Origin of the sequence: Vibrio sp. 2-1-2a, assembly GCF_032648565.1 — a bacterium.
Lineage (GTDB): Bacteria > Pseudomonadota > Gammaproteobacteria > Enterobacterales > Vibrionaceae > Vibrio > Vibrio diabolicus.
Map to the genome: position 1 here is coordinate 1 of NZ_WBOH01000012.1, position 19,683 is coordinate 19,683.

Annotated in this window: 16 protein-coding genes and 1 tRNA gene; 6 read left to right on the forward strand and 11 right to left on the reverse strand. The window is 44.5% G+C overall.

Going from position 1 to position 19,683, the window contains the following annotated elements; all coding sequences use genetic code 11:
• Window positions 1-545 precede the first annotated feature (545 nt).
• The 7 genes from F7Y48_RS20900 to F7Y48_RS20930 form a co-directional block, all read right to left on the reverse strand.
• Window positions 546-1,799 carry an HD-GYP domain-containing protein gene (locus F7Y48_RS20900; protein ID WP_316685348.1) on the reverse strand — a complete coding sequence of 418 codons (1,254 nt, stop codon included), beginning with the start codon at window positions 1,797-1,799 and terminating at the stop codon, window positions 546-548.
• 128 nt (window positions 1,800-1,927) lie between these two features.
• Complete coding sequence (locus tag F7Y48_RS20905; protein ID WP_006742369.1) at window positions 1,928-2,926, reverse strand: LacI family DNA-binding transcriptional regulator; 999 nt, start codon at window positions 2,924-2,926, stop codon at window positions 1,928-1,930.
• A 105-nt stretch (window positions 2,927-3,031) separates the two neighbouring features.
• Window positions 3,032-3,787, reverse strand: a complete 756-nt coding sequence (chbG, locus tag F7Y48_RS20910; RefSeq protein ID WP_006742368.1) for a chitin disaccharide deacetylase — start codon at window positions 3,785-3,787, stop codon at window positions 3,032-3,034.
• Window positions 3,788-3,805: 18 nt separating this feature from the next.
• Window positions 3,806-5,128 (reverse strand): 6-phospho-beta-glucosidase, encoded by a 1,323-nt coding sequence (locus tag F7Y48_RS20915; protein WP_316685349.1) that lies wholly within the window; start codon window positions 5,126-5,128, stop codon window positions 3,806-3,808.
• 10 nt (window positions 5,129-5,138) lie between these two features.
• The gene (locus F7Y48_RS20920; RefSeq protein ID WP_031780628.1) at window positions 5,139-5,450 is read right to left on the reverse strand and encodes a PTS lactose/cellobiose transporter subunit IIA; all 312 of its coding nucleotides are present in this window, start codon (window positions 5,448-5,450) and stop codon (window positions 5,139-5,141) included.
• A gap of 50 nt (window positions 5,451-5,500) precedes the next feature.
• Window positions 5,501-6,835, reverse strand: a complete 1,335-nt coding sequence (locus tag F7Y48_RS20925; protein ID WP_005397441.1) for a PTS sugar transporter subunit IIC — start codon at window positions 6,833-6,835, stop codon at window positions 5,501-5,503.
• Window positions 6,836-6,924: 89 nt separating this feature from the next.
• On the reverse strand, window positions 6,925-7,230 hold the full coding sequence (locus F7Y48_RS20930) for a PTS sugar transporter subunit IIB (RefSeq protein WP_025767645.1): 306 nt from the start codon (window positions 7,228-7,230) through the stop codon (window positions 6,925-6,927).
• Between the two features lie 247 nt (window positions 7,231-7,477).
• On the opposite strand from F7Y48_RS20930, the gene F7Y48_RS20935 reads away from it, so the two are divergent.
• On the forward strand, window positions 7,478-8,761 hold the full coding sequence (locus tag F7Y48_RS20935) for a carbohydrate-binding protein (RefSeq protein ID WP_046873617.1): 1,284 nt from the start codon (window positions 7,478-7,480) through the stop codon (window positions 8,759-8,761).
• A 329-nt stretch (window positions 8,762-9,090) separates the two neighbouring features.
• Here F7Y48_RS20935 and F7Y48_RS20940 read toward each other — a convergent pair.
• Both F7Y48_RS20940 and F7Y48_RS20945 read right to left on the reverse strand, forming a co-directional pair.
• Window positions 9,091-9,175 (reverse strand) — tRNA-Leu (locus F7Y48_RS20940).
• 190 nt (window positions 9,176-9,365) lie between these two features.
• Entirely contained in the window at window positions 9,366-10,031 is a 666-nt protein-coding gene (locus F7Y48_RS20945; protein ID WP_104969819.1) for an SDR family NAD(P)-dependent oxidoreductase, read from the reverse strand.
• Between the two features lie 227 nt (window positions 10,032-10,258).
• On the opposite strand from F7Y48_RS20945, the gene F7Y48_RS20950 reads away from it, so the two are divergent.
• Window positions 10,259-11,527: a DUF2254 domain-containing protein gene (locus tag F7Y48_RS20950; protein WP_316685350.1), complete on the forward strand. Its 1,269-nt coding sequence runs from the start codon at window positions 10,259-10,261 to the stop codon at window positions 11,525-11,527.
• A 184-nt stretch (window positions 11,528-11,711) separates the two neighbouring features.
• On the forward strand, window positions 11,712-12,191 hold the full coding sequence (locus F7Y48_RS20955; protein WP_005397453.1) for an RDD family protein: 480 nt from the start codon (window positions 11,712-11,714) through the stop codon (window positions 12,189-12,191).
• An 87-nt stretch (window positions 12,192-12,278) separates the two neighbouring features.
• On the opposite strand, the gene lptG is transcribed toward F7Y48_RS20955, so the two are convergent.
• Window positions 12,279-13,349 (reverse strand): LPS export ABC transporter permease LptG, encoded by a 1,071-nt coding sequence (gene lptG, locus F7Y48_RS20960; protein WP_046873614.1) that lies wholly within the window; start codon window positions 13,347-13,349, stop codon window positions 12,279-12,281.
• Window positions 13,350-13,352: 3 nt separating this feature from the next.
• A complete protein-coding gene (lptF, locus tag F7Y48_RS20965) occupies window positions 13,353-14,453 on the reverse strand; it encodes an LPS export ABC transporter permease LptF (protein WP_006742363.1) in 1,101 nt (366 codons plus the stop codon).
• A 200-nt stretch (window positions 14,454-14,653) separates the two neighbouring features.
• On the opposite strand from lptF, the gene pepA reads away from it, so the two are divergent.
• The 3 genes from pepA to F7Y48_RS20980 all read left to right on the forward strand — a co-directional run bounded on the left by pepA (window position 14,654) and on the right by F7Y48_RS20980 (window position 19,682).
• Window positions 14,654-16,162: a leucyl aminopeptidase gene (pepA, locus tag F7Y48_RS20970; RefSeq protein ID WP_005397459.1), complete on the forward strand. Its 1,509-nt coding sequence runs from the start codon at window positions 14,654-14,656 to the stop codon at window positions 16,160-16,162.
• A 115-nt stretch (window positions 16,163-16,277) separates the two neighbouring features.
• Window positions 16,278-16,727 (forward strand): DNA polymerase III subunit chi, encoded by a 450-nt coding sequence (locus F7Y48_RS20975; RefSeq protein WP_258508299.1) that lies wholly within the window; start codon window positions 16,278-16,280, stop codon window positions 16,725-16,727.
• A 96-nt stretch (window positions 16,728-16,823) separates the two neighbouring features.
• A complete protein-coding gene (locus tag F7Y48_RS20980; protein WP_109170275.1) occupies window positions 16,824-19,682 on the forward strand; it encodes a valine--tRNA ligase in 2,859 nt (952 codons plus the stop codon).
• Window position 19,683: the final 1 nt, after the last annotated feature.

Sequence of the window (19,683 nt, forward strand, 5' to 3'; positions counted from 1 at the left end):
GCATGTGTTAGGCCTGCCGCCAGCGTTCAATCTGAGCCATGATCAAACTCTTCAATTTAAGATTTTGTTCGGCTCAATGAATACTGAACATTACATAAAGTAATGTTTGAATTGACTGTGCTGAATCTTTCGATTCAATGGTCACTTCGTTTCATTGAAACCTAAATTATTTCCGAAGAAACTATTTGGATTATCATCAACGAGTGCCCACACAGATTGATAGGTCTATATTGTTAAAGAGCTTGCTTTTCGAGAAGCTTTTCTCTCAAAGCGGAGGTGCATTCTAGCGATTTGGTTGTTAGTGTCAAACACTTTTTTCAACTAATTTTTCGTAGAACCTTTTTACCTCTTCGACCCTGCTGAAGCCTTGTGGCGTCTGCCGTGTCGATGGATGCGCATTATAGGGATAAGATTTTCTTTGGCAATACTAAAAATACATTTTTTCTAAAAAAACATGCCAAGTGGATACTTTCCATCCAACCTCAAAATTACCCCGAAATAACACTCAAGATTTCTACAGCTTACCCACAAAAATATGTGGATAACTACTCATCACTATCGAAGAAGTAAGAAATGCGTGAACGCGGATTAAGATACTCTTTGATTTTCTCCGGCAATTTAGACGGATGAACCGCGTTAACTATCTTTATATCCTTTGATGCAAGATCAATGATTGGCGCCTGCGTCCTTGGCACTGATGGGTCGTAAACCAATACATTTGGGAATAATAGATGCGATGCATTCACTGAGATAACCAAGCCCACCATATTATTGGAAAGCTGAACCACAGTGCCTGGAGGAAACACGCCCATAAACTTAATCAGGATATTCAGGTTTTCTTCTTTATATAGGTGTTTACAGTTCTTATATAAATGAGAGAGTGCGGTATAAGGAATTTTTTGCTCTGAGACTATAGGTGTATGACACAAGTTATCAAATGCGTTAGCTACAGCAATAATTTGAGCAAACTCGTTGATCTCATCTCCTTTCAGACCTTTGGGATAGCCAGACCCATCTCTTAGTTCATGGTGCTGTGCAATCACAACTCTCGCAACCTCGGGAAAACCTTCTATTTGACTCGCAAGGTCTACTCCATATTTGGTGTGCAACTTTAAGTAGTTAATTTCTGGTTCCGTCAGCGGTGCTTGCTTTCTTAATATTGCGGTAGGAATTTTTATTTTACCGATATCGTGGAATAGCGCTGAAAATGAAAGCTCTTTCAACTGCGCAGCTGAGTACCCGTTAGCACGGCCAATGATCATGGCGATAACAGCAACGTTCAACGAATGGAAATAAATATCTTCAAACTCATTTTTACCGTTCATCAGATGTAGAGTGACATTATCATCACACATTAACTTCTCGACGATATCTTCAATAAGAAGCTTTGCTTCATCAACGGCAGCTGTTGGACGATTGCGAATTTTCGTCATGACTGAGCGCATACGCGCAAGAGAGCGCTCAAACTCTTTTTCGCACTGAATAACGCGTCGACGATACGCACTTAACTTTTCTATGCGGTTTTGTTTTTCTTGCCAAAGTTTTTGAGTTTCATGATCTAGCGACGCTTCATTCGTTACTCTATCAGCTTGTATCTGGTCGACTGGAAGTGGTGCGGCATCACTTTGCTCTGGATTAAAGTAAACGAACTTTACACCGAGGTGACGGATCATCTCGACTTGTTCTTGATCTTTAATCTTAAAACTATTGAGTAGAAAAGGGTGATCGTTCCACTTTAGCGGAAGACGGATATGTAATCCGGGTTGAATACGATCGACCGTAAGTTTAATGGCTGCCACTTATTCACTACTGATTTACGTTGCCTAAGAGAGTTAGAATACTAGTAAATTTTGTGAATAAATTCATCAGTAAGTATCAAAACATCAGATGGTCATTTCTAATGACTCATTTAATGAGCAAAAGCAAGCTACTTTAAGGTTCGATCTGCTTTGCGTATTTTAAGCTGAGCCTCGAACGTTGGCTTATCTATTATTTCTTGACCTTTGACTAATCCCATTAATGTTTGTACCGCTACACGGGCCATATCACTGATAGGAAAGTGCACTGCCGACACTGTAGGATAAAGGCTTTCACAAAGGTCGACACTGTCAAAGCTAGTTAAAGAGATTTGCTCCGGTACTGAAATATTGTGCTCGTGTAAGTACTGCATTGCACCGACCGTCATTTCCTCACTGCAAGAAAAGACTGCAGTAACTTCAGGGTGTCGTTGTAAAATTGCAGCCATTGCATCATAACCACTTTGCCGACCATAATTCCCTTCTTCACACCAGCTTTCGTCAATATCGATACCTGCGTCCTTCATCGCGTCAACGTACCCAAGCTTTCTTAATAAACTATTATGACGTTGGGATGGACCGGTAATACAGGCGATTTTTCTATGACCACCAGCTAAAAGATGCTCGACGGCAATACGGCTTGCATGATGATGATTAAAAGTAACGCAACGCTCTTCTATTCCTTCAACATAGCGATCCAGAAGAACGAAAGGCGTAGGCTGTTTTGCTAATTCACGTAAATCATCATCTGACAAATAACGACTATGGAGGACATAGCCATCACAACGCAGATCATTAAAACGCTGAATGGCTTCCTTTTCACCTTCTGCAGAATGATGTCCTTGAGCGGTAATCAGAAACTTTTTATGAATATCCAGCTCAGTCTGAACCTGCTCCATCATCTCGCCAAAGAAGCCCCCCGTATAGTAAGTCACCAATAAGCCAACCATATTACTGGATGAGGTTGCGAGTGAACGAGCAATCGCACTCGGGCGATAATTCAGTTGCGCCATAGCTTGCTCTACTTTTTTTCGAGTTTCTTCGCGAAACTTCCCCTCCCCATTAATGATTCGAGAAACGGTAGAGCGATTTACACCGGCGAGTTCGGCGACATCTTTAATCCTTGCCATAATGCTATTGGGTCCAACTGCAATTGTTATTAAATATCCGTTTGTGTAGAACGGCTGCCAGCAATTCGTAAGGTGCTTATAGGGGGCGAAGCTGGCAGCCTTTAATCATACACCGACCATTTGATTGGTAGAAACGAGCTCAGAGTAATCCGTGACAGCTATACCATGTTGAGCTAACTGTTCTTTTAAAATGGGAGAGGTTAGAACTTGTAACTCTAGCTCTCGCTGAAGCGCATAACCACTCTTTAAAATCAGCGCTTGATCGGCCTCTGCCGGGTGGCACATAACCTCAACCAAATCATAGTTTGTCTTTAGACTCAATAAATGCGCCATCAAACCATCTAAACTTACTTTTTGATCGTAAAACTCGTCAGTAAAGACATACCTTGTTGTCATCGATTCTTGACACAAGCCAGTGCCCCGCAGTGGCACTCGGTATTCACTCGCTACCTCTTTAATAACGGGCAAAATTTGAGGGTGAGTATGCGCGTGATGATGGCTATCTAAGTGGCTTAGCTCTAACCCAAGCGATAAAAAATGTTCCACCTGAGCTTTTGCTTCGTCATAAATGACCTGAGTTTCGAAGTCCTGCTTACCCCACAGCTCGTCGTATTTGATAAAATGCGCTCTACCGTTGGTCAAATTAGGGTGCCCAGTTAGAGGTACTCCCGCTGTAAACCTAAGATGAACGCCAATTCTCAAGTCTGGATTATGGCGAGCCAACTCTAAAGCATGTTTCTCAGCATCCATACCGACCATCATGGTGGTTGAATGAACAACACCTTGCTGATGAGCTTTTACGATGCCGTTATTTACACCTCTCGTTAAACCAAAATCATCAGCGTTAAAAATGACTTTCATTGGCGTCCTTCCTTAGTACTACAACGTCGTTAGTTTAAATTGAGGTAAATATGGAGCGTTCACCGCCAGAATATCATCCAGAATTGACTTGGCACGACCAATGTCTGGCACCAATGGGTTGTTGGTTAATGCCATGAGCGCTTTGTCATAATTACCTTCAACAGCAGCGTCTATTGTCAACTGTTCATATGCTTTGACTTGATAGAGTAACCCTTTGATATTGTTTGACAGCTCACCAACCGCAAGAGGTTTCGCGCCCCAACTACCAATCACCGCGCTACACTCAATCACAACATCGTCAGGGAGGCCGTTAATCGCTCCGTTATTTAAGACGTTAACAACATGAATACTATTACGATTGTTATAAATTGAATCAACCAAGTTTAGTGATGCATCTGAATAATAAGCCCCACCCCGCTCTTCTAACTCTTTCGGCTTATGATCGAGATTAGGATCTTGATAGAGCTTGAATAGCGCATTTTCTGTTTCCATTACCTGCTCAGCACGAGTGCCCTTTTCACCCGCGCTTTGTTTCTCTTCAGCGAGCATAGCATCGGTTTGATAGAAATAACGATGGTAAGGACATGGTATAGCCCCCAGCGCTTTTAGAAATGCTGGATCCCACGGTTCTTCCCAGATGTTCTTCATGCTGAAGTTAGCACCATCACCGACTTTCTCTAATACCGTTTGAGTAATATCTTCTCCATTGAGCCATGCTTTGTGCACCCAAACGAGATGGTTTAATCCGGCAAACTCCAGTTGTAGTTCTTTTGGCTCGCACTCCATCATTTCTGCGATCATCATTTCCATCGAAACCGGCACATTACATAAACCAATACTCTTTACTTTGGTGTACTTACTGACGGCTTCAGAGACCAAGCCCGCAGGGTTGGTGAAATTGAGCATCCATGCATTGGGTGCCAACTCTTCAATATCTTTACATATATCAAGAATAACCGGGATGGTTCGCAGTGCTTTAGCAAACCCACCAGGGCCTGTTGTTTCTTGGCCAATGACGTCGTATTTAATTGGAATTCGCTCGTCATTAGCACGAGCAGCAAGGCCACCCACACGGAACTGCGTCATCACAAAGTCCGCATCTTTTATCGCAGCACGACGATCAAAGTCTGCTTTTATCTCAATCTTTGCACCTGCTTTATCAACCATTCGCTGCGCTAGACCTTTGATAATCTCAAGCTTCTCAGCTCCTGACTCAATGTCCACAAAATGAATCTTCTTAACGGGTAAATATTCTAAGCGCTTAATAACCCCTTCAACCAGTTCAGGGGTATAGCTACTACCACCGCCAATAATGGCAAGTTTGATCGCCTCTCTAGACATTTTTCTCCCCTTATTTGTTCGAGATTTTTTTGTTCAGTGCAACGATTTCTACAGCCATTTCTTGAGCCAAAATCGTGGTCATTAAGTGATCTTGAGCATGTACCATCACTAACGTCATCGGGACTTTCCCTTCCCCCTGATCTTCCTCAATCAACTGAGTCTGAATTAAGTGGGCTTTGTTAATGCACTCTCTTGCTTGAGAGAGCTTCTCCTCAGCCGCATCAAAATCTTGTTCTCTAGATAAACGCAACGCCTCGTAGCTCAAACTTCTGGCTTCGCCAGCATTACAGATGATCTCCATCACAACCAATTCTTGTTCCATCATTTCTCTCCGAAAATCGGGCCGCGGCAATTACGGCCCATTAAGCACCGTTAAGCAGTAACACCTTCGCCTGAAGGTTGCGCCTCATCTTTAGTTTCTTTCGTCGTTGGTAGTTCTTGCTCCAACATTTGCTTCTCAAACATTTTGAAGAATGGGAAGTAGATAATTAGATCAAGAATCAATAAACCAATGACGAGCAATACTGGAGCAAAGGTCCAACCGCTACCCCACGAAGCACCTATCAGTGCTGGTGTTGTCCAAGGCGTTGTAGCGACACCCATACCCACAAAGCCAACATGCACAGCAAAGTACGCAATCGTAGCGTTGATGACTGGAGCGAAGACGAACGGGATAAACAAAGTCGGGTTCATCACAACTGGGCTACCGAAGATCACAGGTTCATTGATTTGGAAGAAGCCAGGCACCGCACTCATTCGACCAATACTCTTAAGGTGAACAGAACGGCTAAATGACATCAGCATAACAAGAGCAAGTGTTGCACCAGAGCCACCGATAAAGATGTAAAAATCCCAGAAAGGCTGAGTAAATACGTTTGGAATCGGTTCACCTGCAACAAAGGCTTCGATGTTGGCACCAATGTTGGTCAAGAAAATTGGAGAAAGCAGCCCCACAACAATTGCAGCACCATGGATACCCGCAAACCAAAGTAGTTGGCAAAGCAATAGAGCGCCAATAATGGCAGGCAATGAGTTAGACGCACTAATTAAAGGCTTAAAGACTGCCATGACCGCATCTGGAATCAGCATGTCGTACTGGGTTTGCACGAAAAGGCTAAGTGGGTATAAGGTAATGAATATCGCTAAGACTGGTAACAGCACTTCAAATGATCGTGCAATCGCCGGTGGAACTTGCTCTGGCATGCGAATCGTAATGTTGTGCTTTTTCATAAAACGGTAGAGCTCTACCGAGAAGAATGCACACATCACTGCGGTGAAGATCCCGGTTCCTCCCATGTGTGACATAGACAACGCGCCATCTTTAGCAGGGGCCGCGATGAGTAAAAAAGACATCAGCGACAATACAGCACTCGTGATCCCATCCATCTTGTAAGCCTTAGCTAAGCTATAAGCAACGCCGAGCGAAACAAAAATGGTCATGATCCCCATCGACATGTTGTAGGGCATCATTATGGTATCAAAATGTGTGGTGGCGAAATCGAGCCAAATTCGACCAAAAGTAAAGGTCGTGTCTTCGGCAAATGGTGGGAATGCAAAAATCAAAATGAAACTACCGACAATAATAAACGGCATTGCAACTATAAAACCGTCTCTCATTGCTCGAACATGGGGCTGATTCCCCACTTTTGCTGCTATAGGGGCTATATGCTTTTCGACTGCGCCTATAATTGCGTCATAAAGCTTCATAGAATCCATCCTTATTTTAGGCAAAAGAATCCCGCATCAAATATTTATATTTGATGTACAGTTATCTTTTTTAAATTTAAAACTATGGTTTAGTTAATTAATTCTAATGCTTGCTCTAGTACTTCTTCTCCCTTCATCATTCCATAATGCTGAGGAGAAATCGCATCAATGTTTTTACCATGCTCTTGCGCCGTTTTTCTTAGCTCTTCTAGCTGAAAACGTACTTGAGGCCCGAGAAGACAAACATCGTACTCTTTAATTGCATCTTCAAATGCATTCACTGACATCGCATCAATTTTGCACTCAATTCCTTTATTTTCAGCAGCTTGCTCCATTTTTTTAACAAGCATACTGGTTGACATCCCTGCGCTACAGCATAAAAGGATCTTTTTCATAGCCTTACTCCCGTTGTGTAAATTTCAACCTGCAAAAACTGTAGCAAAAATAACCAAGACAAAAAAGCGCAACCGGTTGCATTATTCGTGAACACAATCCCAATTTAGAAAATATGACCTGTTTTTTAGTAATTATTTAGGTCTAGGATAAAAGTCAGGAAATGAATTAAGACACCACATTAGGTTTCAAATTATCAATATATTACTACTGACAACGTCGTTATTAATTTCTAAAAAGGAATAGAGAATGAAATTTAATAAATTGGCTATTGCAACGCTTGTAAGTGCTGCACTATCACAATACTCATTTGCTCAAACCGACTCTAAAGGCACCATTTATCTAACGTTTGATGATGGACCAATCAATGCTTCTATTGACGTTATTCAAGTACTTAACCAAGAAGATATCAAAGCGACGTTTTACTTTAATGCTTGGCACTTAGACGGAATTGGTGATGAGAATGAAGACCGTTCGCTAGAAGCCTTAAAGCTCGCATTAGACACTGGTCATATTGTCGCGAACCATAGTTACGATCATATGGTTCATAACTGCGTTGATGAGTTTGGACCTAATAGCGCAGCAGAATGTAATGCTACCGGCGACCACCAGCTTAACTCGTACCAAGATCCTGTTTACGATGCCTCAATGTTTACAGAAAACTTATCTGTTTTAGAAAAGTATCTGCCTAACATTACAAGCTACCCAAATTATAAGGCGACAGAGTTTGCAAGACTGCCCTACACCAACGGCTGGCGCGTGACTAAAGACTTCAAAGCCGATGGGTTGTGTGCAACGTCTGATGACTTTAAACCTTGGGAGCCAGGCTACGTTTGTAATATCAACGACCCATCAAACAGTGTGAAAGCCTCAATTGCGGTACAAAACATTCTGGCTAATAAAGGCTATCAAACACATGGTTGGGATGTGGATTGGGCACCTGAAAACTGGGGGATAGCAATGCCAGCCAACAGTCTAACAGAGGCAGAACCTTTCCTAGGTTACGTAGATGCAGCATTGAACAACTGTGCTCCTACCACCATCAACCCTATCAATTCAAAAGCACAAGAGTTTCCATGTGGTACACCACTCCACGCAGACAAGGTCATTATTCTAACGCATGAGTTTTTGTTTGAAGACGGTAAGCGAGGAATGGGCGCAACCAAGAATTTACCTAAATTAGCGGAATTTATCCGACTAGCAAAACAAGCTGGCTATGTATTCGATACGATGGATAACTACACACCAAACTGGCAAGTTGGTCATAGCTACAACGCTGGCGACTACGTCCTACATTTAGGCACCGTTTACCAAGCAGTGACCAGCCATAACGCACAGCAGGACTGGGCACCTTCCCCAACCTCTAGCCTTTGGACCAATGCTGATCCGGCAACAAATTGGGAAGTGAATGTTTCATATAAAGAGGGAGATGTTGTGACGTACTCTGGCAAACGTTATCTCGTCAACGTGCCACACGTATCTCAAGCCGATTGGACACCTGACTCACAGAACACCTTGTTCACAGCTCTATAAGCTGTTCCCTACTATTATCATGTAGTAGCTTGCGCGAGGTAATCCCTCGCGCTTTTTTATTTTTAGAAAAGTAAAAATGGAAAGCAGTAAAGAGTGGAGTGACTGGGCCTGGCATTCCTGACGCCACGCTGGATTTGAATTCACAAACCCTAGACACAACAAAGCCCCGACTTTCGTCGAGGCTTTATCATATGAATTATGGTACCCGTGGGCAGAGTTGATTGGACAAGCACTCCTACCGCCACCGCAAAGGCAACGCTAACTTTCTTTTGATATTTACAAGCACCTAAAACGACGAAAGGCCGCTATAAGAGCGACCTTTCTATATATGGTACCGGTGGGCGGACTTGAACCGCCACGCCCGAAGGCAACGGATTTTGAATCCGTCGTGTATACCAATTTCACCACACCGGCATCTTTGGGCTATTGCCCTTTGATGGTTGGCATTATACGGAAGCTTTTGACCTGCGCAAGCAGAAATACCTTAAATAACTATCGTTTGCTGATAATTTCGCCACAAAGTGTGACAAAGCTGTACTGATAAGAAACGTACGCTCCATTTCCTACTACTGATCCAGGTGAAAATGAGTATACGCAACTCTTTTTAAATTCTATTCACTGTAATATCAGAAACATAACCATTCCCAATGCTCGACAAAGCCGTATGGAGCATCTCGGCAGCATCTTCCGCTTGCATGAAGTGACTCGTGTCCATCGTGTTGCCGCTTGTCTTCCAGAATTCCGTATCCATACCACCAGGATAAACCGCGATAATTTTCATCGGCTTTCCTTTTAACTCCAAACGAACCGACTCGATTAATCCTTTGACAGCCCACTTCACAGCACAATACGTAGACTCTTGCGCTTTTGGTTGTTGAGCGGCTGTGGACATGATCATGACCACTTTTATCGGTTGATCTTTGTAACGCTTTACTAACTCTCTTAACACATGAATCGCAGAATTCAGGTTATTATCAATCAGTTTTTGAATCTCTTCCGGCTCCTGCTCTTCCAGTTCGCCAAAATAACCACTTCCTGCACTATGAATGACCATTTCAGGCGGCTGTTTCATCCCATCAAATAGGTGTTTCACATCTTGATGCAGTGAGAGGTTGCAAGCTTGATATCCGACGTTATGAGAGAGTTGTTTAGCTAATGCGGATAGTTTTTCTGTGTTTCTTCCTATGATATACGTCTCTTTGTCTTCCGCATCATAACGCTTTGCCAGCTCTGCCCCTAAACCGCTACTTGCACCTGTAATTACAATCATGGCTACCTTTTTTCTATCACATACTTTTAATGTATCTATCAATTAAGGTAACAGAATCTTGGTAATTCACACCTCAAGAACACCGTTCTTTGAAGCAAGCGGCTTTCTTACTCTCATGATGCATGAAATTCCAAGTAGAACGAGGAAGATTTAACCTATGCTTAAGCAAGAATAACTTTCTGAATTTTCTATCGACTTTCGAGTAAGAACTGAATAGGAGCATGCGAATGACTGGGTCAAAATGGCAATGGTTACTGAAGCAAATGACGCGCAAATTGTGGGTTCGCACATCACTTTATGCCTTACTTGCTGTCGCCACCGCCCTAATATCCATTGTTTTAAACCAGTTCATTACTCTGCCTCCTGCAATCAACGTCAGTAAGGATTTGCTTAACAACATATTAAATATCCTCGCGACTTCCATGCTTGCGGTGACCACATTCTCGCTCAATATAATGGTCTCAGCGTACAGTGCCGCTAGTGCAGGGGTAACGCCGCGAGCGACAAAACTGTTGATGGAAGACAGCACAACACAAAATGCTTTGGCGACCTTTCTTGGCTCTTTTCTATTTAGTTTGGTAGGCATTATCGCGCTAGGCATTGGCGCCTATCATCAACAAGCACAAATTTACCTATTCATCGTTACCATCGCCGTGATCGTGATGATCATACTCACCTTGCTACGTTGGATTCAGCACCTTTCCGTACTAGGGAGAGTCAGTGAAACTACCTCCTACGTGGAACAAGCTTTGTTAGATGCGATAAGAAAACGTGGTCGGGAACGCTGGCTAGGCGCTCACCCATGGAGCCATCCAGAACATAAACCCAGAGGAAGCAAGCCTATTTTCAGCCAAGAAATTGGCTACTTACAGCATGTTGATATGCATCATCTCGATAGTATTGCTGAAGCAAACCAATGCACCATCTATCTTGAACGACAACCAGGAAGTTTTGTGTATGTGAGTCAACCATTGGCTTGGGTTTGTGGAGCATTGCCAGACGAAAACGAAATAACTGCGGCCTTCACGATTCGAACGGAGCGTTCCTATGATCAAGATCCTCGTTTTGGATTAGTCGTCATGGCGGAGATCGCCTCACGAGCTCTCTCCCCCGCCGTGAATGATAACGGTACCGCGATTGATGTTCTTGGGCGTTCTGTACGAGCGCTTTCATTATGGGGAGAGTTACTCAGCGAGCCGCCTACCAAAACTCGATACCCTAGGCTATTTGTGCCCGCATTGAGCTGCCAGGATTTGTTTGATGATGTCTTTTTGCCAATCGCGCACGATGGTGCAGCGCAACTCCAAATACAGATTCGCCTACAAAAAGCCTTGCTGGCTCTTTCTAGTATGCACCCCAAGTTGTTTTTATCACCTGCAACCAAGCTATCAGAAAAAGCTTTAGCGCTCTCCTTGAGCCAGCATTATACCGAAGATGAGAAACACCAACTCTCTCATCTGTCTAATCTAGTTACAGACCAAAAAGCTAATGGTTAGGCAAGTAAAATTCAGTTGAAATAGGTTACCGAAAGGCCTTGTACATCATGGTATATATTCATAACACACAGCAGAAAAGTCACTTCGTTTATGCATAATTAAAGACTCTGTGCGTTAGGTCTCTTTTCTCTTGGTGAGGGAATCTATATTCTGACGCACAATTTTTAAGGTAAGTGATGGAATAATGACAACGTCTACAACTCTTCCACCTGCTGGTCTCTTTCGTCGACTTGCAGCGTTGATTTACGACACATTGATTATTATCGCAATTGAAATGATGGCCGCAGGTATTGTTATGGCCGTTGTATTTGCACTAAATGCAGCAGGGCTGTTGAGCTACGGCGAGTACGCAGATGCCGCTGATATGCTCGGAAAGCACCCTGTATTAAGCCCTCTATTTACACTGTATCTTGCGGTTGTGTGGATATACTTCTTTGTCTTCTTCTGGACGCGAGCAGGGCAAACACTTGGGATGCGCGCTTGGAAACTTCGAGTTCGCAATGCCAAAGACGGTGCGCCGATTACAGTCACTCAAGCCCTGATCCGCATTGCAACATCTGGCTTTGGTTTGGCAAACCTGACTGTGCCGATTGATCCCAAGAAACGTGGTTTCCACGACATTTGGGCAAAAACAGAGGTTGTTGTGTTGCCTAAGGCAAACTAACTTATCCGGGAATACAAAAAAGGAAGGCATAATGCCTTCCTTTTACATTTAGTCCGATGAAACATGGTTTATTCAGTGATACTTCAGCTACAGCTTTCTTCTCAGCAGCGCAATCGCAATGGCTAAGAACACCAGACTCGGAGCCAATGCACCAAACACTGGGGATATGCCATATACCAAGCTTAATGGGCCAAAGAACTCACTGGATATATAAAAAGTAAACCCAGCAACCACGCCCGATAATACCCTTGCCCCCATGGTCACACTTCTGAGTGGACCGAAAACAAACGATAGCGCCATCAACATCATCACGGCAATTGAAAGCGGCTGTGTCAACTTACGCCAAAACGCCAATTCATAGCGAGACGCATCTTGCTCTGAAGCTTTCAGATAGGTCACGTAATCATACAAACCGCTCAGTGATAACTCTTCAGGCTTTACCGTCACCACAGCTAGCTTATCTGGAGCCAATGACGTATGCCATTCCATCTGTTCGATGTCTTGCTTCGAAATCACGTTTTCATTTTTCATATCCGTGATTTGTACGTCGCGCATCAACCAGTTGTTATCTTGTTGATAGTCGACTTCTTCGGCGAAAATAACTTTTTGTAGATTCTTATCATCATCAAAACGCCACATATTTAAAGCATAAAGCTTGTCGTCTTCGACTTTACCTATAAAGATAAAGTCGTTTGCGTCACGAGCCCAAACTCCAGAACGAACTGAGACAATACTACCTCCCGATATCGCAAACGCACGTAAGTCACGCGCCATCTTTTGTGCTTCTGGAGCGCCCCATTGCCCTAACGTCATAACGATAAGCATAAGTGGCACCGCCGTTTTGAGCACGGATAACCCGATATCCAACTTTGAGAAACCAGCAGCTTGCATCACCACCAGCTCAGAGCTTGACGCCAACATACCCAAACCAATCAGGGCACCGAGTAATGCCGCCATTGGGAAGAACATTTCGATATCACGAGGCACACTGAGCAACACAAAATACAATGCGTGAGTGAGGTCATACACGCCTCGCCCTACTTTACGTAACTGTTCTACGTATTTGATGATGCCCGATAAGCCAACAAACGTCGCTAAAACCAAGGCAGTGGTAGAGATGATGGTTCTACCGATGTAAAGGTCTAAGATTTTAAACACAGCTTACGCGAGCCTCTTCTTACGGAATTTGTCTTTTATTCGTCGAGCAGCAACGCTGTCCATCATATTGGCCATGATTGCGACAATCAGTAACATCGCATTAATTGGCCACATGCCGATTGCCGCCGGAATATCACCATCTTCTAATGCAGATTTGGTTGCACTGATCGCCAGGAAATACGCTAGATAAATAAGAATCGCGGGCCCCATTTTGGCAAATCGTCCCTGACGCGGATTCACCGCTGACAAAGGAATAACCAGCATCGTTAAGAGTGGAATACACACAAATAACGAAATGCGCCATTGCAGCTCTGCTTGCGCTTCTGGGTCTGGGTGTCCAATCAAATCAACCGTTGGGTACGCTTCCCAATCTCGCCCTTTCTTTTTGACCTCACGCTGGCCGATAACGCCTTCGTATTCATCGAATTTTGTGATCATATATTCAACGCGAGTCGGCACACCTTCATAACGCGTGCCTTCTTTCATGGTGATGACCTGACGGCCGTCCGACAGTTCTTTTACTTCACCAGAGGACGAGAACATCACACTCGGCAATACTGAATCTCTCGGGCGCATCTGCGCGACAAAAACGTTGCTCAATGTATTGTCTTTAATGTCATCGATGAAGACAACCGATGAACCATCTGGCGTGCCTTGGAATTGCCCTTTCTTTAGCAAGTCAACGCTGTTTTCTGCTGCCACTTGCTCATAAAGTTGCTCTACACGGTCTTGAGACCACGGCGATAACCACAATGCATTGAAAGCCGCCACAGCAGAGGTAATCAGCGCTAAGTACAAGGCCGCTTGTACCAAGAATTTGTTACCAATACCTGTCGCGTTCATCACGACAATTTCGCTCTCTGCATACAGGCGACCAAAGGTGATCAATATGCCGATATACAGACTCAAAGGCAGCATTAACAGACCCATTGCTGGCATGTTCAAACCAACAATCGAGAAAATCAATCCAGCAGGAATATCCCCATCAGAAGCATCAGCAAGAACACTTATGAATTTCTGGCTTACAAACACCAAAAAAAGTACGAAAAAAATCGCAAATTGGCTCTTGAGTGTTTCGCGGATCAAATATCTAACAATAATCACGCTGAAATTACCTATACAAAACTTGTTTTTTTGGTCGAATCACTATAGTTTCCCGTTGAACCATTTATTTTTTTAAAAATTATAAACTAGATGTTAGTCGCTTAATCAGCTCTGCATGTAAGCCTGGAGCTAAAATTCAACAAGTAAGCGATCATTATCTAACATTTAGAGCAATTTGTCTTCAGGATGTAGGAGTACGCATGGAGTTCAGTGTAAAAAGTGGCAGTCCAGAGAAACAACGTAGCGCATGTATCGTTGTTGGTGTGTTTGAACCACGTCGCCTTTCTCCAGTAGCCGAACAACTTGATAAAATCAGTGACGGTTACATCAGTTCACTACTTCGCCGTGGTGATCTAGAGGGTAAACCTGGTCAGATGCTGCTACTGCATCAAGTACCAGGTGTTTTGTCAGAGCGCGTTTTACTTGTCGGTTGCGGCAAAGAGCGTGAACTTGGCGAGCGCCAGTACAAGGAAATCATTCAAAAGACGATCAGCACACTTAACGAGACAGGCTCAATGGAAGCGGTATGTTTCCTAACTGAACTGCATGTTAAGGGTCGCGATACATACTGGAAAGTACGCCAGGCTGTAGAAGCGACTAAAGATGGTCTATACACATTTAATCAATTCAAGAGCGTTAAACCTGAAACTCGCCGCCCACTGCGCAAGCTTGTTTTCAACGTACCAACGCGTCGTGAATTAAACTTGGGTGAAAAAGCAATCACTCATGGTCTAGCTATCGCATCAGGTGTCAAAGCTTCAAAAGACCTTGGCAACATGCCGCCAAACGTAGCTAATCCAGCTTACCTTGCTTCTCAAGCTCGTCGTCTAGCGGACGATTACGAAACCGTAACCACCAAAATCATTGGTGAGCAAGAGATGGAAAAACTGGGTATGACCTCTTACCTAGCAGTAGGCCGTGGTTCTAAAAACGAATCTATGATGTCTATCATCGAGTACAAAGGTAACCCTGACTCAGATGCAAAACCGATTGTGCTAGTAGGTAAAGGTCTAACCTTCGATTCAGGCGGTATCTCTCTAAAACCGGGCGAAGGTATGGATGAGATGAAGTACGACATGTGTGGTGCGGCATCGGTATTCGGTACAATGAAAGCGCTAGCGAAGCTAAACCTACCAATTAACGTTATTGGTGTTCTAGCAGGCTGTGAAAACATGCCAGGCAGCAACGCTTACCGTCCAGGTGATATCCTAACGACAATGTCTGGTCAAACTGTAGAAGTTCTGAACACGGATGCGGAAGGTCGTCTTGTTCTTTGTGACGCACTGACTTACGTAGAGCGTTTCGAACCAGACTGCGTGGTTGACGTTGCAACGCTAACCGGCGCTTGTGTTATCGCACTAGGTCACCACATCAGTGGCGTTATCTCTAACCATAACCCACTGTCTCACGAACTAGTGAATGCTTCTGAGCAAGCAAGTGACCGTGCATGGCGTCTACCAATGGCAGATGAGTACCACGAGCAGTTGAAGAGCCCGTTTGCGGATATGGCAAACATTGGTGGCCGTCCTGCTGGTACTATCACTGCGGGTTGCTTCTTATCTAAGTTTGCTAAAAAGTACAACTGGGCTCACGTCGATATCGCAGGTACCGCGTGGAAATCAGGCGCAGCGAAAGGCTCAACGGGCCGTCCTGTCTCAATGCTTGTCCAATTCCTTTTGAACCGCAGCGGCCAAGAGACAGAAGAGTAATTTCTGAACAACATCTAAAAGGGCCGCAAGGCCCTTTTTTATTATCCTAATTTTCTAAAATGAAAATGGGATTTAAGATGGTCTTAGGAAGAGACCCAAGGCAAGTGAGAGAATGATGCAAACTGCAACCTTCTACATCATTAACGAAGAGAGCCCGCAAGCAACGGTGGCTGGCTTTGAAGAGTACATTGTGTTTTTGGCGCAGCACTTTGCCCGCCAAGGCGCTAAAGTGTATTTAAACTGCCAAGACAAACCACACGCCGAGCAGCTCGCTGAAGCCTTTTGGCAAGTTGATGCAGACAAGTTCATGGCACATAACCTCGTAGGCGAAGGACCGAAATACGCCACCAATATTGAGATCGGCCATAACGGTGTAAAGCCGTCTTGGAATCGTCAATTGGTAATTAATTTGGCGGAAAATGAGACAACCTTTGCGAACAAGTTTGCTCAAGTGGTAGACTTCGTGCCCAGCGAAGAAAAAGCTAAACAACTCGCAAGAGAAAGATATAAAATTTACCGTCAAGCAGGTTACCAGCTGCAAACGATCGAAATTCAATATCCTTAACGGTCAATCCTTATAGTTAAGGCGATCTTGTTAAGATCCCTCACTTATAAAGATTGACTAAGATTCAACCATCAACGTATCCATTAAAAGAGCGCTATGGAAAAGACATACAACCCAACTTCAATCGAACAAGCTCTGTATCAGACTTGGGAAGAGAAAGGCTACTTTAAGCCACACGGTGACACTACTAAAGAATCATACAGCATCATGATCCCGCCACCGAACGTCACTGGTAGCCTACACATGGGCCACGCGTTCCAAGATACGATCATGGATACGCTTATCCGTTGTGAACGTATGAAGGGTAAAAACACCCTTTGGCAAGTAGGTACTGACCACGCTGGTATCGCAACTCAGATGGTTGTTGAGCGTAAGATCGCTGCAGAAGAAGGAAAAACAAAACACGATTACGGTCGTGAAGCTTTCATCGACAAAATCTGGGAATGGAAAGGCGAATCTGGTGGCACTATCACTAAACAGCTTCGTCGTCTTGGCGCATCAGTAGACTGGGACCGTGAGCGCTTTACGATGGACGATGGTCTATCTAACGCCGTTCAAGAAGTATTCGTACGTCTATACGAAGACGATCTAATCTACCGCGGTAAGCGTCTGGTTAACTGGGATCCAAAGCTACACACAGCGATTTCAGATCTAGAAGTAGAGAACAAAGACACTAAAGGCAACATGTGGCACTTCCGCTACCCACTAGCAGATGGCGCTAAAACAGCGGATGGCAAAGACTACATCGTTGTTGCAACGACTCGTCCAGAGACCATGCTAGGCGATACGGGTGTTGCAGTTAACCCAGAAGATCCACGTTACAAAGATCTTATCGGTAAAGAAATCATCCTTCCTATCGTTGATCGTCGCATCCCAATCGTGGGCGATGAGCACGCAGATATGGAAAAAGGTACTGGCTGTGTGAAAATCACACCTGCGCACGACTTCAACGACTACGAAGTTGGTAAGCGCCACCAGCTACCAATGATCAACATTCTGACTTTCGACGCGAACATCCGCGACGCAGCAGAAGTATTCAACACTAACGGCGAAGCAAGCGACGCTTACAGCACTGAGCTACCAGCTAAATACCACGGTATGGAGCGTTTTGCCGCGCGTAAAGCTATCGTTGCTGAATTCGACGAGCTAGGTCTACTTGAAGAAGTGAAAGATCACGATCTACAAGTTCCTTACGGCGACCGTGGTGGCGTGGTTATCGAACCAATGCTAACTGACCAATGGTACGTACGTACTGCGCCTCTAGCAAAAACAGCGGTTGAAGCAGTAGAAAACGGCGACATCCAATTCGTTCCTAAGCAATACGAAAACATGTACTTCTCTTGGATGCGTGACGTTCAAGACTGGTGTATCTCTCGTCAGCTATGGTGGGGTCACCGCATCCCAGCTTGGTACGACAACCAAGGTAATGTTTACGTAGGTCGTACTGAAGAAGAAGTTCGTAAGAACAACAACCTAGAGTCAGTCATTGAACTGCACCAAGACGAAGACGTACTGGATACATGGTTCTCTTCTGCACTATGGACGTTCGGTACTCAAGGTTGGCCAGAGCAAACTGACGATCTGAAAGTATTCCACCCTTCAGACGTTCTAGTAACTGGTTTCGACATCATCTTCTTCTGGGTTGCGCGCATGATCATGATGACCATGCACTTCGTGAAAGACGAAAATGGCAAACCACAAGTACCATTTAAGACAGTTTACGTTACCGGCCTAATCCGTGACGAAAACGGCGACAAGATGTCGAAGTCGAAAGGTAACGTACTTGACCCAATCGACATGATCGATGGTATCGACCTAGAGTCTCTAGTAGAGAAGCGTTGTGGCAACATGATGCAGCCTCAGCTAGCGAAGAAGATCGAGAAGAACACGCGTAAGACGTTTGAAAACGGTATCGAAGCATACGGTACAGACGCACTGCGTTTCACCCTTGCAGCAATGGCATCAACAGGTCGCGATATCAACTGGGATATGAAGCGTCTTGAAGGTTACCGTAACTTCTGTAACAAACTATGGAACGCAAGCCGTTACGTAATGATGAACACAGAAGAGCAAGATTGTGGTTTTGGTGAAGGTGAGATCGAGTACTCACTAGCAGACAAGTGGATCGAGTCTCAGTTTGAACTCGCAGCGAAAGCGTTCAACAACCATATCGACAACTTCCGTCTAGATATGGCTGCAAACACACTTTACGAATTCATCTGGAACCAATTCTGTGACTGGTACCTAGAGCTAACTAAACCCGTTCTATGGAAAGGTACTGAAGCGCAACAGCGTGGTACTCGCCGTACGCTAATCACGGTTCTTGAGAAGACGCTACGTCTAGCTCACCCAGTGATTCCTTACATCACTGAAACTATCTGGCAAAGCATCAAGCCATTAGTTGACGGTGTCGAGGGCGAGACAATCATGCTACAAACTCTGCCTCAGTTTGATGAAGCGAACTTCCACCAAGAAGCGCTAGACGACATCGAATGGGTGAAAGCGTTCATCACTAGCATCCGCAACCTACGTGCTGAATACGACATCAACCCAGGCAAGCCTCTAGACGTTATGCTGAAAGCAGCGAATGAGAAAGACGCCTCTCGTCTAGAAGCAAGCAAACAAGTATTGATGTCTCTAGCGAAGCTAGAAGCAGTACGCGTGCTTGAAGCCGGCGAAGAGACCCCTGCGTGTGCAACGGCACTGGTTGGCAAGTCTGAGCTGATGATCCCAATGGCGGGTTTGATCGACAAAGATGCAGAGCTTGCTCGTCTAGATGGCGAAATCAAGAAGACGCACGGCGAAATCAAGCGTATCGAAGGCAAACTGGGCAACGAAGGCTTTGTAGCGAAAGCACCTGAAGCGGTTGTTGCTAAAGAGCGTGAGAAGCTTGAAGGCTACAAAGAGACACTAGCTAAGCTAGAAGAGCAGAAGACAACGATCGCTGCACTTTAAG

Bases quoted from the DNA above. Each gene is read 5' to 3' on its own strand.
- F7Y48_RS20905 (WP_006742369.1), bottom strand. From the start codon at position 2,926: ATGGCAAGGATTAAAGATGTCGCCGAACTCGCCGGTGTAAATCGCTCT.
- F7Y48_RS20955 (WP_005397453.1), top strand. From the start codon at position 11,712: ATGACAACGTCTACAACTCTTCCACCTGCTGGTCTCTTTCGTCGACTT.
- pepA (WP_005397459.1), top strand. From the start codon at position 14,654: ATGGAGTTCAGTGTAAAAAGTGGCAGTCCAGAGAAACAACGTAGCGCA.
- F7Y48_RS20980 (WP_109170275.1), top strand. From the start codon at position 16,824: ATGGAAAAGACATACAACCCAACTTCAATCGAACAAGCTCTGTATCAG.
- F7Y48_RS20950 (WP_316685350.1), top strand. From the start codon at position 10,259: ATGACTGGGTCAAAATGGCAATGGTTACTGAAGCAAATGACGCGCAAA.
- F7Y48_RS20945 (WP_104969819.1), bottom strand. From the start codon at position 10,031: ATGATTGTAATTACAGGTGCAAGTAGCGGTTTAGGGGCAGAGCTGGCA.
- F7Y48_RS20920 (WP_031780628.1), bottom strand. From the start codon at position 5,450: ATGGAACAAGAATTGGTTGTGATGGAGATCATCTGTAATGCTGGCGAA.
- F7Y48_RS20925 (WP_005397441.1), bottom strand. From the start codon at position 6,835: ATGAAGCTTTATGACGCAATTATAGGCGCAGTCGAAAAGCATATAGCC.
- F7Y48_RS20975 (WP_258508299.1), top strand. From the start codon at position 16,278: ATGCAAACTGCAACCTTCTACATCATTAACGAAGAGAGCCCGCAAGCA.
- F7Y48_RS20930 (WP_025767645.1), bottom strand. From the start codon at position 7,230: ATGAAAAAGATCCTTTTATGCTGTAGCGCAGGGATGTCAACCAGTATG.
- F7Y48_RS20915 (WP_316685349.1), bottom strand. From the start codon at position 5,128: ATGTCTAGAGAGGCGATCAAACTTGCCATTATTGGCGGTGGTAGTAGC.
- chbG (WP_006742368.1), bottom strand. From the start codon at position 3,787: ATGAAAGTCATTTTTAACGCTGATGATTTTGGTTTAACGAGAGGTGTA.
- F7Y48_RS20935 (WP_046873617.1), top strand. From the start codon at position 7,478: ATGAAATTTAATAAATTGGCTATTGCAACGCTTGTAAGTGCTGCACTA.